This is a genomic window from Xanthomonas hydrangeae (assembly GCF_032697525.1).
In the GTDB taxonomy this organism is placed as follows: Bacteria; Pseudomonadota; Gammaproteobacteria; order Xanthomonadales; family Xanthomonadaceae; genus Xanthomonas; species Xanthomonas hydrangeae.
Genome location: NZ_CP103836.1, coordinates 3031432 through 3047665 on the forward strand (window position 1 = coordinate 3031432; position 16234 = coordinate 3047665).

Annotated in this window: 6 protein-coding genes; 5 read left to right on the top strand and 1 reads right to left on the bottom strand. The window is 66.2% G+C overall.

What is annotated here, in order from left to right; genetic code table 11:
• The first annotated feature begins 69 nt into the window (after nt 1-69).
• Entirely contained in the window at nt 70-198 is a 129-nt protein-coding gene (locus NYR97_RS12835) for a hypothetical protein (RefSeq protein ID WP_316693623.1), read from the top strand.
• Between the two features lie 505 nt (nt 199-703).
• Here NYR97_RS12835 and NYR97_RS12840 read toward each other — a convergent pair.
• Nucleotides 704-925 (bottom strand): hypothetical protein, encoded by a 222-nt coding sequence (locus NYR97_RS12840; RefSeq protein WP_316698484.1) that lies wholly within the window; start codon nt 923-925, stop codon nt 704-706.
• Between NYR97_RS12840 and NYR97_RS12845 the strand changes: the two genes are divergently transcribed.
• The 4 genes from NYR97_RS12845 to NYR97_RS12860 all read left to right on the top strand — a co-directional run bounded on the left by NYR97_RS12845 (nt 830) and on the right by NYR97_RS12860 (nt 16122).
• Entirely contained in the window at nt 830-4936 is a 4107-nt protein-coding gene (locus tag NYR97_RS12845; RefSeq protein WP_316698214.1) for a YadA-like family protein, read from the top strand. The genes NYR97_RS12840 and NYR97_RS12845 overlap by 96 nt on opposite strands.
• Before the next feature lie 218 nt (nt 4937-5154).
• The gene (locus NYR97_RS12850) at nt 5155-6912 is read left to right on the top strand and encodes a S8 family peptidase (RefSeq protein WP_425613075.1); all 1758 of its coding nucleotides are present in this window, start codon (nt 5155-5157) and stop codon (nt 6910-6912) included.
• Nucleotides 6913-7452: 540 nt separating this feature from the next.
• Complete coding sequence (locus NYR97_RS12855) at nt 7453-14013, top strand: ESPR-type extended signal peptide-containing protein (RefSeq protein ID WP_316693627.1); 6561 nt, start codon at nt 7453-7455, stop codon at nt 14011-14013.
• A 225-nt stretch (nt 14014-14238) separates the two neighbouring features.
• Entirely contained in the window at nt 14239-16122 is a 1884-nt protein-coding gene (locus tag NYR97_RS12860; protein WP_316693629.1) for a S8 family peptidase, read from the top strand.
• The last annotated feature ends 112 nt before the right edge of the window (nt 16123-16234 follow it).

Consider the following 16234-nt stretch of genomic DNA (forward strand, 5'->3'; position numbering starts at 1 on the left):
GCACCATTCGTTTCATTCGACGGCCGTGTGCAGCACTGCACACGGCCGTTGTCGTTTCCGGTACTGCGTGTGGAGCTGCGCGCGGTGTTCGGTTGCTCGATCCTGCCCGTGCTGCGCGATGCACAAAACGCGTGGCGTAAGGCCGTGCATCTGGTGCCAATGGACGCGCGCGGCATTTACCGCGCTGACAAGCGGTAAATGCCGACGTGTCTGCGATGCGGGCAAGAAAGGTGCTGCGTGATTCCACCAAGCGCAGGTGCATGTCCAACGTAACGGTGGTCGCGGCATGACGTTCTTGATGGATGCAAGTTCATTTCGCATATGCAAGCGCGGCGGCGCCAGATGGCATTGGAGTCCAATGCGCTGCAATTACAGTTATCGAATATCGAAACATGGTTTACTTTTAGTAACTATAAGAATTGATAGGTATTTAGTCGTTTCACACGTAAACACCGCTTGTGTGACGTCAATCTAATTCGAAATTTTAGTTTTTCAATAAATTCAGACGACGTTGCAAATCTCCGATTTGCAGCGCTTTCTGCGACACCTTTATGCATTGATCGTCGGTTCTTTTGCGCGGGATTTCCCGGTGCAGAAGGAGTGCGGGTGCGTTTTCGATAAACCTCAGGGGGACCGTGCGACGCAGTCGTGCGGTGGTCGGTTTCTACATACCAGACCAATGGGGAGTAAGGCGTTAATGAAGTCAATTCAATTGAATGCCGGCGATGAGCAATGTGCTCATCGCCGAACGGCGCAACGTGTCTGTGATGTGAGAAATCCATCGCTCGACCAATCCTATCCACAAGCGCGCAATGGGCTGGCGGCGGCGATGCTGCTGGTGCTTGCCGGCATGGCCGGCGTTGCCCAGGCGGCCCTCCCACAAACAGAGACGTCCGCGCACTGTGTCGTAGTCGATGGCCGGCAACGGTGCGATACCGGCGAGGCGACGGGGGCCGCTATTGCCGTGCCTGCGGCTGCCACCGCGCCAACCTCGCAGACACCGACTGCCGACGCAGATGTGCCGGCGTTTGCAGACGGTCAGGACGCCCTGGCGCTGGGCAATGCGAGTAATGCGTTGGGCGATGGTACAAGCGCATTCGGCGGCGGAAGCCTGGCACTGGGGCGCGATGCCACGGCGCTCGGGCGCAACGCATCGGCTGCAGGAGAATCGGCAATCGCCGTTGGCGGCGTTGCAACGGTCTACGACTACGACGCCGCCGGTTTTGTCATCGGGCAACGCGAACAAGCCGCCCAGGCATCCGGGGTGGGCGCTACCGCCATCGGCGGTGGCGCGGTGGCCAGCGATCCGTTTTCCAGTGCGTTGGGCAGTGGCGCCGGTGCGACCGGTGTGCAAAGCACCGCACTGGGGTATCGCGCACAAACGTTCAACGATGGAGCTACCGCGATCGGCGGTTTGTCCACCGCCAGTGGATTTCTATCCAGCGCAGGCGGGTATTTGTCGCGTGCCAGCGGAGATGCGTCCACCGCTTTCGGTTATAGAGCGCGCAGCGAAGGCAGCAGCAGTATCGCAGTCGGCGACACCGCATTGGCCAGTGGTGTGCAGAGCGTGGTGGTCGGTGGCATCAGTAACTTCGGTTCGATCACCGCCGCAACCGGAACGGGCGGCATCGCGCTCGGTGCAGGGGCGCAGAGCCAGTCCGATTATGCAATCGCCATTGGCTATGATTCCAACATCTTTCCCAATCAGCCCGGCAACACCGATTCGGTGGCCATCGGCCATAGCGCCGGCTCGTTTGCGCCGGGTACGGTGTCATTGGGTGGGTTTTCCCTGGCGAGCGGCGATGGTTCGGTCGCGGTCGGGCACGATAGCGTGGCCTATGCCGAGAACAGCGTGGCGTTGGGCGCGCGTGCCAGCACCTCGTGGTTCAACGGCAACAACACCGCGATCGGTGCAGACGCGCAGACCAATGGCACCGATGCGGTGGCGATCGGGTATGGCGCACGCGTGGGCGACTGGGTCGACGATGCATGGAACCGTTCGGCCGCCAGCGCGGTGGCGTTGGGCGCGCACTCTTATGCGTCCCGCAGCAACACGGTGTCGGTCGGCGATGTGCAGGCGGGGCTGACGCGCCAGATCACCAGCGTGGCGGCTGGCACCGAGGCCAACGATGCGGTCAATGTCGCCCAGCTCGACAGTGTGCGTGCCGTGGCCGACCGTCTCGACAGCACGCTGGCGGTGGGCAAGACCGATGGGGATGAAACCGCTGCCTATGTCGATGGATTGAATGCGATCGCGTTGGGGAGCGCGAGCAACGCGATCGGCGATGGCGCCAATGCATTGGGATCGGGCAGCCTGGCACTGGGCCGCGATACGCTGGCGATCGGGCGCAATGCCAGCGCCAGCGACCAATCCGCAGTGGCGATCGGTGGCGTCGGCACGGTGTTCGACTACGACGACTTCGGCAACCTCGTCGGGCAGCGTGAGCAGGCCACCTCCGCGCAGGGACAAGGGGCCACTGCCATCGGCGGCGGTGCGCTCGCCTCTGCACCGCTGACCACCGCGCTTGGCAGCGGCGCCAGTGCGTCGGGTATCCAGAGCAGTGCGCTGGGCTTTCAGGCACGCGCGTTCGACGACGGCGCTACCGCAGTGGGTGGGCTGTCGACGGCACGCGGTTTCCTGTCGACGGCGGCCGGCTACAACGCGTGTTCCAATGGCGATACGTCGGCAGCGTTTGGCACGGGGGCGCGCAGCGATGGCGAGAACAGCGTGGCGATCGGCAACAGCGCATTGTCCAGCGGCGCGCAGAGTGTGGTGCTGGGTGGCATGAACATCACCGAAAGCAGCACCTCGATCACGGCGGCGACCGGGGTGGGCGGCATCGCGATCGGTAATGGCGCGCAAAGCCAGGCCGATTACGCGATTGCGCTGGGCTACAACGCCAATGTGTTTCCCAGCCAGGGCGACAACGTTGATGCGATCGCCATTGGGCACAGTGCCGCGTCGTTTGCGCCGCGCACCGTATCGTTGGGTGCGTTTGCGCTTGCCTCCGAACAGGAAGGCGTGGCGATCGGCTATCAGGCGCAATCGTGGATGCCGCAAAGCATCGCGCTGGGCAGTGGCGCGACCACCTCCATCCTCTATGGCAACGCCACCGCGGTCGGTGCAGGTGCGGCGGCAGATGCGGCCGATTCCACCGCGTTGGGGGCAGGTGCGCGCGTTGGCGTCTTCGCCGGCTCGGTGGGTGCCGGCTCGGTGGCGTTGGGGGCCAATGCCTATGCGGTACGCAACAACACGGTGTCGGTCGGTAACGTCGGCGCCGGGTTGACGCGACAGATCACCAGCGTGGCGGCGGGTAGCGAGTCGACCGATGCGGTGAACAAGGGGCAGCTGGATGCAGTGGCGGCCGGCGGTGCGGGATTCCGCAGCGAAGGCGTTGCCACGGCCAGTGGCGAGGCCTCGGTTGCTGCAGGCGGTGGCGCCTCGGCAACTGCACGGCGCGGTTCGGCGTTCGGCAGCGATGCGCAGGCCAGTGGCGTCGGTGCCAGTGCCTTGGGGACACAGAGCACGGCTGCGGGCAGCAATAGCACGGCGGTGGGGCGCAGTACGTCGAGCCAGGCAGTCGATGCCGTGGCGGTGGGTTACGACGCCAGCGTGCGCGATGGCGCGCGTGGTGGGCTTGCATTGGGCAGCAAGACCATCGCGGCAGCGGAAGGGTCGGTGGCCTTGGGCGCTGGCGCACGCAGTGACGAGGTCAACGTGGTGTCGGTCGGCAACGGCAATGGTCGCGGTGGTCCGGCCACGCGTCGTATCGTCAACGTGGGCAGCGGCGCGATTGCCAATGCCAGCACCGATGCGATCAATGGCGGTCAGTTGTTTCAGTCGCTCAGCAATGCGGCCAGTTTCCTTGGCGGTGGCGCGGCGATCGGTGCGCAAGGCGTGTTCGTCGCGCCGACCTATGTGATCCAGGGAAGCAGCTACAACAACGTCGGTGCCGCATTGACCGCGTTGGATAGCAAGGTCACCGATCTCGATGCCGCGGTGGGTGGCAGTGGTACGGCCTTGCGCAGCAGCGCTGCAAGGACGATGTCGCTTGCCGGCACCAATGCGATCACTGCCGATGCGGTTGCAAGCACTGCGGTGGTCGACAGTGGCGATGTCGGCACTGTCACCGACAGCGTCGTTGCTGGGCAGGGTGCTGCGACTGCCGCTGCCACCAGCATCACGCCAGCGGCAACCTCGACGGCAGTCGGTACGGCGGCACAAGCCAACCACATCACCGGCACCGCGATCGGCGGCAGCGCGTATGCGCATGGCCCCAACGACACCGCGATCGGCAGCAATGCGCGCGTCAATGCCGATGGCAGCACCGCGGTCGGCGCCAACACGCAGATTGCCGCGGTGGCGACCAATGCGGTGGCGATGGGCGAGGGCGCGCAGGTCAGTGCGGTCTCCGGCACGGCGATAGGTCAGGGTGCACGTGCGAGCGCACAAGGTGCGGTTGCGCTGGGCCAGGGCTCGGTCGCCGACCGTGCCGACACGGTGTCGGTGGGCAGCGTCGGCGGCGAACGGCAGGTGGCCAATCTGGCGGCCGGCACGCGTGCCACCGATGCGGTGAACAAGGGCCAGCTGGACAGCGGCGTTGCCGCGGCCAACAGCTACACCGACAGCCGCTACAGCGCGATGGCCGACAGCTTCGAAAGCTATCAGGGCGATATCGAGGACCGTCTGCGTCGGCAGAACCGTCGCCTGGATCGTCAGGGCGCGATGAGCTCGGCGATGTTGAACATGTCCGCCAGCGTGGCCGGTATCGCCTCGCAGAACCGCGTCGGTGCCGGCGTCGGTTTCCAGAACGGCGAATCGGCGTTGTCGGTGGGGTATCAGCGCGCGATCAGCCCGCGCGCCACGTTGACCGTGGGCGGCGCACTCAGTGGCGATGACCGTTCGATCGGCCTAGGTGCCGGCTTCGGTTGGTAAGGCAGGTCTTGCAATCGCAGCTGCTGCGCATGCAGCAGCTGCGTGCTCACTCATGCGGTTTTGCATTTCATCTTCGAGAGGACTTTATCGTGATTCAGAACCAGCTTTCCCGAACCCTCGCCCTTGCCTGCAGCGCGGTCCTACTGTCGCTTGGGAGTGGTGTCGTCAGCGCGGCCAACTTCGATTCCGGCGTGACCGCCGCGCAGCGGCAACAGGCCATGCGCGATGCACCGGTCGACGGCATCATCGTCAAATACCGCAGCGGCAAAGTGACTGCGCGCAGCGTTGGCAGTGCATCGGCGGCCACGATCACGGCTGCGGCCGCGCGCGCATCGGTGCACTGGGCACCGGCGGCACGCAGTGGCAAGGCGGCCGCGCCAACCCATGTGCGCACATTGGCGGTGGGCGGTGAGCTGATCAAGCTGCCTGCGCAACTCAGCCGTAGCGACGCCGACCGCCTGGTGCGCGAACTGCAAGCCGATCCTGCAGTGGAATATGCGCAGATCGATGTGCGCGCGTATCCGTTGCAGAGCAGCGGTGGCAGCTTGCCCAACGATCCGTTGCTGGCGACCAACCAATGGCATCTCACCGATCCGGTCGGCGGCATCGATGCGCCGGCGGCCTGGGCCACCGCACAAGGCGAGGGTGTGGTGGTGGCGGTGATCGACACCGGTATCCTGCCGGCGCATCCGGATCTGGCCGGCAATCTGCTGCAGGGCTACGACTTCATCACCAATGCCGGCCGGTCGCGACGCCCCACCGATGCGCGCGTGCCCGGTGCACTGGATCGCGGCGATTGGGAGGCCGAAGATGGCGAGTGCGGCATTTTTTCAGGCGCTCACGACAGTTCCTGGCATGGCACGCACGTGGCCGGCACGATTGCCGAAGCCACCGGCAACGCCATTGGCGGTGCCGGTGTGGCCTACAAGGCCAAGGTGCTGCCGGTGCGCGTTCTCGGCCATTGCGGCGGTTCGTTTTCGGACATCACCGATGCCATCGTGTGGGCCTCCGGCGGACATGTGGAGGGCGTGCCGGACAATCGCGACCCGGCCGAAATCATCAACATGAGCCTGGGTGGTTTCGGGCCTTGCGATTCGACTACGCAGGCAGCGATCAATGCTGCGGTGGCGCGAGGCACCACCGTGGTGGTGGCGGCCGGCAACGATGGCTCCGACGTCTCCAGCGCAGTACCGGCCAACTGCGCCAACGTGGTGTCGGTGGCGGCCACCCGTCTGACCGGTGGGTTGGCGTACTACAGCAATTTCGGCAGCTTGATCGATCTGGCCGCACCCGGCGGCGGCGCGCGCGATCTGGAAACCGACACCTTGTACGACGGCCCGATCGGCAGCTGGATCTGGCAGACCGGGTACACCGGGAAAACCACACCCAGCTCCGGTCAGTTCACCTACATCGGCCCCGGATTTGCCGGAACCTCGATGGCATCGCCGCACGTGGCGGGCACTGCCGCACTGGTGCAAAGCGCATTGATCGCCGATGGCAAAGCGCCGTTAACACCGGCGGCACTCGAACGCCTGCTCAAGCGCAGTGCGCGGGCGTTTCCGGTGCAGTTGCCGCTCGCCACGCCGGCCGGGAGCGGCATCGTGGATGCGGGCGCTGCCATCGAGCGTGCGTTGCGCCGCTGCGACAGTGGCGATGTCGGCTGCCAGCTGGATGCGCAGGCGCTGCGTAACAGCGTGCCCGAGCGCGGCCTGTCCAACGTGGCCGGCGATGCCGGACTATTCACCTTCGAAGCGCGCGCAGGGGCGGTGCTGAGTTTCATCAGCTTTGGCGGCAGCGGGCAGGCGTCGCTGTATGTCGCACTGGGACGCGTGCCGACCGCGACCGACCACGACGGCGTATCGGTACGCAGCGGCACCAGCCAGACGGTGCGTTTCACCGCACCGCGTGCCGGCACCTACATCGTGCGGATGGATGGAGCCAGCTTCGATGGCGTGAGCCTGTTGGCGCGTCAGTGAACCGGCGCGTGAGGGCGCAGCGGCTGCACTGTCGTCATTTCCTTGGCGCACAGCCTGCGCAAACCGGTCGAAGAAACCTCGATCTCGCTGCGATCTGCCAGTGTGGGGAGCGCTGGTCTGATCCCTGACGCATTTCGCGTCTGATTTTGCGCAACCAAGCCTGCTGGCGTCCCGCCAGCGGGCTTTTTTGTCTGTTTGAGACACCCGTATTCAGCTTGAAAATGTCTCGTGAGACATGGTCTAGGTCACTGTTTTCCAAAGAATTATCAAAAAAATAATAAATGCAAGCAGAAGTGTGATGAAAAGCACGCTCAGCTTCGCTTTCTGTCAAAAACTTGACGCCCGATTTGAGCGCTGTTAACACTTCGCTCAGTTCTATGGTTGGGTAGCGTTCACTTTTTGACTATCCAGGGTGCCGGCGCGAGCCCGCCGCTATCAGGCCCATAGCGCCAATAACCACGGGGATTGCACGGCCAGAAGGCCTCGCGATGGTGGGTATTCGCCAACAAACCAGTCCAAAACTTCAGGAGTCGTGCGTCGATGAATCGGATTTATCGCAAGGTCTGGAACAAAGCGTTAGGCGTGTGGGCGGTGGCATCGGAATTGGCCAGCGGTGACAGCCCGGGTGCAGTGACCACGGCCGCATTCATCGACCGCCGCCAGAGCCATTGCCTGGTTGCCGCGATCGCCCTGGTGCTGGGTAGCGCCGGGCTCGCACTTCCCCTTTCGGCGATGGCGCAGTCGGTCGAGGTCGGCCGCGGTGCAGCGGCATCGGCCGGCAAGACCACCGCCATCGGTGGCAACAGCCACGCCAGCGCGACCGGCGCAGTGGCCGCCGGCGCCGATAGCAGCGCCAGCGGTGTGAACAGCAGCGCGATCGGGCGCCAGACCAATGCCATCGGCGAGAACGCGGTGGCCATCGGCTACAACAGTTTCGTGCGCCAGAGCGGCGAAAACGGCGTGGCGCTCGGCGCCAATGCCGGCGTGACCGGTGCCAACTCGGTGGCGCTGGGCGCAGGCTCGCGTACCCACGAAGACGACGTGGTGTCAGTGGGCAGCGGCAATGGCCGCGGCGGCCCGGCCACGCGCAGCATCACCAACGTCACTGCCGGCGTTAACACCACCGACGCGGTCAACGTGGCGCAATTGCGCGACGTGGCCGATGTGGCCGAAGACACCGCCACGTTCTTCAAGGCAACCCCGGGCGAAGACAGCGTCGGCGCCTATGTCGAAGGCGATAGCGCGCTGGCTGCCGGCGATGCCGCCAACGCGGTGGGCACGGCGACTACTGCGCTGGGAACCGGTGCCAATGCGGTGGCCGACAATGCCACGGCGGTCGGCGCCAATGCGCTCGCCTCCGGGCAGAACAGCGCGGCATTCGGCCACAACGCACAGGCCAATGGCCCGGGCAGCGTGGCCGTTGGCGGCGCTGCGGTGGACGAAGATGGCCAGCCCTTGATCACCAACGGTGGCGTGCCGGTGGAGACCGGCGCCACCAGTGCCGGCGTCGGCGGAACCGCGGTCGGCGCCAGCGCCAATGCCGATGGATTTGCTGCATCGTCGTTCGGCGTCGGTGCGTATGCCGCCGGTGCGCAATCCTCCGCATTCGGTGCGGTTGCCAATGCGGCCGGCGATTACGCCACCGCGGTGGGCACGCAGACCAGCGCCAGCGGTACCAGCAGCACTGCGGTCGGTGGCCCGGTCGATCTGATTCCGGGCCTGGGTTTCTTCGTACAGACCCAGGCCAGTGGCGAAGCATCCAGCGCGCTCGGCGCCGGTGCGATCGCGTCGGGTACCTACACCACGGCGGTGGGCACGCTCAGCGAAGCCTCCGGCACCGAAGCCACGGCGGTGGGTTACTTCGCCTACGCACCTGGCGAAGGCGCCACTGCGGTCGGCCCGGAATCCTGGGCCAGCGGTGAATTGAGCACGGCGCTGGGCTATTACAGCACCGCACGCGGCGCAAATTCGGTCGCCTTGGGTGCCAACTCGGTGGCCACGCGCGCTAATACCGTGTCGGTCGGCGCGGCCGGCGATGAGCGTCAGATCACCAGCGTCGCCGCCGGCACCGAAGGCACCGATGCGGTGAATCTCGATCAGCTCACTGCCGTGTCCGAGGTTGCCGATACCACTGCGCGCACGTTTGTCGCCACGGGTGACGGCACCGCGATTGCCGAAGGCATCGACAGCGTTGCGGCCGGTTCCAATGCATCGGCAACCGGCGACTACAGCGCTGCATTCGGTTCGACCAGCTCCGCAACGGCACAGGGCACCACTGCGATCGGTAGCGGCGCGATCGCTGCTGTCGACAATGCAACTGCGCTCGGTTTCAACAGCACTGCAGTGGCCGATTACGCCACTGCGCTCGGCGCTGACAGCAGTGCATCGGGCGAGTTCGGCACGGCAATTGGCGGCGCAAGTCTGGCAACCGGCAGCGGCGCCACCGCGCTCGGTTACGAGAGCATCGCCAACGGTGTCGACTCCACCGCACTGGGTGCGGGGAGCGTGGCGTTTGGCGACACCAGCACCGCGGTCGGCGGAGCAAGCGTGGCGTTCGGTGAGGACAGCGCTGCGTTCGGTTCCAATGCCGCTGCCGGCGGTACCGCATCCACCGCCATCGGTGCTGGCAGCAGTGCCTTCGGTGAGCGTACTGTTGCGCTGGGCGGATCCAGCAATGCGTCGGGCGATGACAGCGTTGCGCTTGGTTCTAGCAGTCAGGCGTCTGCGCTGGGCACCACTGCGATCGGCAACAACGCCAACGCCAGCATCGCCAATGCCACCGCAGTCGGTTTCAACAGCAGCGCCGGCGACGATTACGCCACCGCGCTTGGCGCCGACAGCAATGCCTCGGGTTACTTCGGTACTGCTGTCGGCGGTACCAGCATCGCCAATGGGCGTGGCGCGACCGCGATCGGTTACGAAAGCATCGGCAACGGCACTGCATCGACCGCGCTGGGCTTTGCCAGTGTGGCGTGGGGGAATGGCGCAACGGCAATCGGTACCGAAAGTCTGGCCTACGGGGACGACAGCACTGCCTTGGGCCCGAATGCATTTGCAGCCGATACTGGATCGCTCGCAGCCGGTACCTATGCCAACGCCTACGGCCGCCATGCGATCTCCATTGGCGGTGAATCCGACGCCTTTGCCGATAACAGCATCGCATTGGGGTGGGAAGCCATCGCTGAGGGCGCGCAGAGCGTGAGCATCGGCAACGGCGCCTTCGCATCTGCCGACAACAGTGTGGCGCTGGGTGCAGGTGCGGTCGCCGATCGCGCCAACACGGTGTCGGTGGGCAACGCCGGTGGCGAACGTCAGATCACCAATGTCGCCGCCGGTACCGAGGGCACCGATGCGGTGAACCTGGACCAGCTCAACGCGGTCGGTGAGACCGCAGAAACTACCGCGCGTCTGTACACCGGCACCGGCGCCGGCACGGCCGATGCGCAGGGTGAAGACGCCACTGCTGCCGGTTCCAACGCCACTGCCGAGGGCGATTACAGCAGCGCATTCGGTTCCAGCAGCCAGGCGATCGGTACCGGTGCATTGGCAGTGGGCAGCGGCGCCAGCGCCACTGCGCAGTTCGCCAGTGCATCGGGCTACAACGCCGCGGCCAGCGGGTTTGGCAGCGTGTCCAACGGTGCCTACAGCCAGGCCAGCGGCGACTATGCGGTGGCGGTGGGCGGCGAGAGTGCGGCAGCAGGTGCACAGAGCACCGCGTTGGGTGCAGCGGCAGATGCGTCTGGCGATGGATCGCTGGCGGCCGGTGCGTTGAGCGTGGCCGCTGGCAGTGAAACCACGGCGCTGGGTTATTTCGCCAGCGCCAGTGGCGACTCGGCCACGGCAGTCGGCGCGGAAAGCATTGCCGATGGCACCAGCGCGGCCGCCTTCGGCTTCGGCGCCGAGGCCAGCGCCAATTACTCCACCGCACTGGGCGGCTATTCCAGCGCGACCGGTTTCAACAGCACCGCGCTGGGTAATTTCAGCACCGCCAGCGGCTCCAGCAGCGTGGCGGTGGGTGGCGATGCAACCGCATCGGGCACCTACAGTCTGGCGGCCGGCCAGGGCAGTGTGGCCAGCGGCTACAACAGCGTGTCGGTCGGTGGCGCATTGCTCGGCCTGTTGCCGACCGAGGCATCCGGCGACTTCTCCACCGCACTCGGCGGCGCCGCATGGGCACCGGGCCTCAACAGCACCGCGCTGGGCAATTTTGCCGAATCCACCGGCGAAAGCAGCGTGGCACTGGGCGCCGATTCGGTGGCCGATCGCGATTTCGCAGTGTCGGTGGGCAGCACCGGCAACGAGCGTCAGATCACCAATGTGGCGGCCGGTACGCAAGGCACCGATGCGGTGAATCTGGACCAGCTCACTGCAGTGGCCGAAACCGCTGAATCCACCAGCAAGTACTTCAAGGCCAGCGGCAGCGATGACAGCGATGCCGGTGCCTACGTGGAAGGCGACAATGCATTGGCTGCAGGCGAGGGCGCCAATGCCACCGGTACCGGCACCACCGCATTGGGTGCAGGCGCGCAAGCGGTTGCCGACAACGCAACGGCGCTCGGGGTGAGCGCCTTGGCCAGCGGAATCGGCGCAGCGGCGCTGGGCAACAATGCCCAGGCGACCGGCGAAAACAGCAGCGCCATCGGCAGCAATGCCTTGGCCAGTGACATTGGCGCCACCGCAAACGGTGCCGGCGCGCAGGCGATTTCGACCTACACCACCGCGCTCGGCAGCGAAGCGGTGGCCTCCGACAACCAGGCGACCGCGGTCGGTTTCCGCAGTGCTTCTTCCAACGTCGGCAGCACTGCGTTGGGCGGGTACAGCGAGTCCAGCGGCAGGCTGTCGTCGGCACTGGGTTATGGCGCGGTTGCGTCCAGCGACTACAGCACGGCAGTGGGTGCGGCAGCGCTGGCTTCTGGTGCCAGCGCAGTGGCGGTGGGTGAATTCAGCGAAGCCACCGGCGAAGAAAGCGTGGCCGTCGGTGGCAGCACGTTCTTCGGATTCATCCCGGCGCGTGCTTCCGGCACAGGCGCTGCTGCATTCGGTGCGGGTGCGTGGGCCACGGCCGACTACACCACCGCCATCGGCTGGAATTCGTATGCCGATGGCGTCAACGCCACCGCATTGGGTCAAAGCGCCGCAGCACTGGCCGACAACACGCTGGCATTGGGTGGCGGCAGCCGTGCCGATGCGGTCGGTGCCAGCGTCATCGGTGTGGACGCCTCGGCCACCGGCATCAACAGCACCGGTGTCGGTCGTCAGGTCAATGTCATCGGCGAAAACGCGGTGGCAGTGGGCTACAACGCGTTCGTGCGCCAAAGCGCGGTCAACGGTGTGGCGCTCGGTGCCAATGCCGGCGCGACCGGTGCCGATTCGGTGGCATTGGGCTCGGGCTCGCGCACGTATGAGGCCGACACGGTGTCGATCGGCAGCGGCAATGGCCGCGGCGGTCCGGCCACGCGCCGCATCGTCAATGTCAGCGACGGCCAGGCCGCCACCGATGCGGTCAACAAGGGCCAGCTGGATTCCCTGGCCGCCGATGTGCAGACCACCAACGGCATGGTGCAAACCACCGGCCAAGGCGTGGCCTCGGCAACCGGCGATCGCAGCAGTGCGGTCGGTGCAGGCGCCAGCGCCAGCGGCGCGCGCAGCGTTGCCATCGCCTCCGGAAGCCGGGCGTCGGCGACCGGTGCCAGTGCGCTGGGTGTGGACAGCAGCGCCAGCGGCGTCAACAGCACCGCAATGGGCCGTCAGACCAATTCCATCGGCGAAAACGGCGTGGCGCTGGGCTACAACTCCTTCGTGCGCCAGAGCGGCAGCAATGCGGTCGCACTCGGTGCCAACGCCGGTGCTAGCGGCGCTGATTCGGTGGCCTTGGGCTCCGGTTCGCGTACCTATGACGCCAATGTGGTGTCGGTCGGCAGCGGCGATGGCCGCGGTGGTCCGGCCACGCGTCGCATCGTCAATGTGGGCAGCGGCGCGATTGCCACTGCCAGCACCGATGCGATCAACGGCGGGCAGTTGTTCCAGTCGCTCAGCAATGCGGCCAGCTTCCTCGGTGGTGGCGCGGCGATCGGCGCGCAAGGCGTGTTCGTTGCGCCGACCTATGTGATTCAAGGTGCCAGCTACAACAACGTCGGTGCTGCACTGACCGCGTTGGACAGCAAGGTCAACGAGCTCGATGCACGTGGTGGCACCGCAACGGCCAGCACGGCCGCACGCACGGCGTCGCTGCGCACTGCATCGGTGCCTGCGGTTGCGGCGGCTGCGCAGATCGACGCGGCCACTGATGTCGCAGCTGCAAGCGCAAGCGTGCAGGGCACGCCGACCGCAGCAGTGGTCGGCAGCATCACGCCGGCCGCCACGTCCACCGCCGTCGGCACGGCGGCAGTGGCCAACCACGTGACCGGTACTGCGATCGGCGGCAGCGCGTATGCGCATGGCCCCAACGACACTGCCATCGGTAGCAATGCACGCGTCAATGCCGATGGCAGCACGGCGGTGGGCGCCAACACGCAGATTGCGGCGGTAGCGACCAATGCGGTGGCGATGGGCGAGGGCGCGCAGGTCAGTGCGGCGTCGGGCACGGCGATCGGCCAGGGCGCACGTGCCAGTGCGCAGGGTGCGGTCGCACTCGGCCAGGGCTCGGTCGCCGATCGTGCCAACACGGTGTCGGTGGGCAGCGTCGGCGGTGAGCGCCAGGTGGCCAATGTGGCCGCCGGTACGCGTGCCACCGATGCGGTCAACAAGGGCCAGTTGGACAACGGCGTTGCCGCGGCCAACAGCTATACCGACAGCCGCTACAGCGCGATGGCCGACAGCTTCGAAAGCTACCAGGGCGATATCGAAGATCGCCTGCGTCGGCAGAACCGTCGCCTGGATCGTCAGGGCGCGATGAGCTCGGCGATGTTGAACATGTCTGCCAGCGTGGCCGGCATCGCCTCGCAGAACCGCGTCGGTGCCGGCGTCGGTTTCCAGAACGGCGAATCGGCGTTGTCGGTGGGCTATCAGCGTGCGATCAGCCCGCGCGCCACGGTGACGGTGGGCGGTGCGCTCAGCGGCGACGACAGCTCGATCGGCGTGGGTGCCGGTTTCGGCTGGTAACGCGCGCTGCTGCATGAAACGCGGCGGCGCCGAAGTGCGCTGCCGCGGTAGAGCAAGGCCTGAGGGGGCGGGTAAGGACCGTGGCTGGGCCGGCCAACGGATTCGCATGGAGTGATGGCCGTACCAGGAGTGGCTGACGAAACGCAGCGAGCCGTCCGCGGTTGCGCAGCAGTTTCGAGGGCCGTTCCAAGCCTGACTGACGAAACACACGAAGAGGATTTCACCGTGATCGACAAGAATTTCCGTTTCAACCCGCTTGCTGGCGCCATCCTGATGATGGCCCTTGGTGCGTCGGGCACCCTCGCTGCCGCCCCGCAGCTGCTGGTCAAGGAACCGACCCAGGCAGCATCGGCTGGCGACGCATTCAGTAGCCGCCTGATCGTGCGCTACAAGGACAACACCGCCGCTGCGACCGATCGCGCCAGCAAGCTCGGCGCCGTGCAGGCTGCGGTCGGCCGCGTCGGTGCAAGCAGCGGCGCACGCGTCAGCGCAGCCGCCGCCAAGGCGACGTATGTGCGCAAGCTCGGCATCGGTTCGGACCTGATCAAGCTCTCCAGCACGCTGACCGCCGCACAGGTGGACAAGGTGGTGGTCGAGCTCAAGAGCGATCCGTCGGTGGCCGACGTGCAGATCGATCGCATGCTGCGCCCGGTCGAGATCAAGAAGACCCTCGCAGCGACCGATGTGACCCCGCAGCTGGTTCCCAACGACCCGCTGTATGCGCAGTACCAGTGGCATCTGAGCCACCCCAACGGCGGCATCAACGCGCCGGCGGCGTGGGATCTGTCGCAGGGTGCAGGCGTGGTGGTGGCGGTGCTGGACACCGGCATCCTGCCGGGCCATCCGGATTTTGCCGGTAACCTGCTGCAGGGCTACGACTTCATCACCGATGCCGAAGTCTCGCGTCGCCCGACCGATGCCCGCGTGCCCGGCGCGCTGGATTACGGCGATTGGGAAGAGGCCGACAACGTCTGCTACGACGGCTCGGTGGCACAGGAAAGCTCCTGGCACGGCACCCATGTCTCGGGCACCGTGGCCGAGGCGACCAATAACGGTGTAGGCATGGCGGGCGTGGCGCCGAAGGCGACCATCCTGCCGGTGCGGGTGCTCGGCCGTTGCGGCGGCTACACCTCCGACATCGCCGATGCCATCGTGTGGGCCTCCGGTGGTGCGGTGGATGGCGTGCCGGCCAACACCAACCCCGCCGAAGTCATCAACATGAGCCTGGGTGGCGGCGAACCCTGCGATCCGGCCACCCAGGTGGCGATCAACGGCGCGGTGTCGCGCGGCACCACCGTGGTGGTGGCGGCCGGCAACAGCGGCGAAGATGCGGCCAACCATTCGCCGGCCAGCTGCAACAACACCATCACCGTGGGCGCCACGCGCATCACCGGCGGCATCACCTACTACTCCAACTACGGCAGCAAGGTCGACCTGTCGGGTCCGGGCGGCGGCGGTAGCGTGGACGGCAATCCGGGCGGCTACATCTGGCAGGCCGGCTATACCGGTGCGACCACGCCGACCTCGGGAACCTATACCTATATGGGCCTAGGTGGCACCTCGATGGCGTCCCCGCACGTGGCCGGCGTCGTGGCGCTGGTGCAGAGCGCGTCGATCGCTCTGGGCGATGGCCCGCTGACCCCGGCTGCGGTGGAAACCCTGCTCAAGCAGACCAGCCGTCGCTTCCCGGTGACCCCGCCGGCCAGCACCCCGATCGGCAGCGGCATCGTCGATGCCAAGGCCGCGCTGGAAGCGGTGCTGGTGGAACCCTGCGACCCGGCCACCGAGAGCTGCGCACCGACCGCCATCGCGCTGACCAACAAGGCGCCGTCGGCTGGGCTGAGCGGCGCTGCCGGCAGCTCCACGCTGTACAGCTTCGACGCCAAGGCCGGCGCGGTGCTCAGCTTCATGACCTACGGCGGCACCGGCGATGTGTCGGTGTATGTCAGCTTCGAAGCCGAGCCCACCGCTACCTCCTACGATGCCAAGTCGACCCGCCCGGGCAACAGCGAAACCGTGCGTTTCACTGCACCCAAGGCAGGCACCTACTACATCAAGCTGGTCGGTGCGAAGGACTACGCGAAGCTGACGCTCGTTGCACGACAGTAAGCGTTGAAATAGTGTGACCGATGCCCCCGGCCAATCACCGGGGGCATCGTTTTTCAGGGCGATTCAGATGGGTGCGGTTGATCGTCGCGGCAAACTGCTACAGTCGGCGCCG

Excerpts from the sequence above, each read along its gene's own strand:
- NYR97_RS12845 (WP_316698214.1), top strand. The coding sequence starts at position 830 with ATGCTGCTGGTGCTTGCCGGCATGGCCGGCGTTGCCCAGGCGGCCCTC.
- NYR97_RS12855 (WP_316693627.1), top strand. The coding sequence starts at position 7,453 with ATGAATCGGATTTATCGCAAGGTCTGGAACAAAGCGTTAGGCGTGTGG.
- NYR97_RS12850 (WP_425613075.1), top strand. The coding sequence starts at position 5,155 with ATGCGCGATGCACCGGTCGACGGCATCATCGTCAAATACCGCAGCGGC.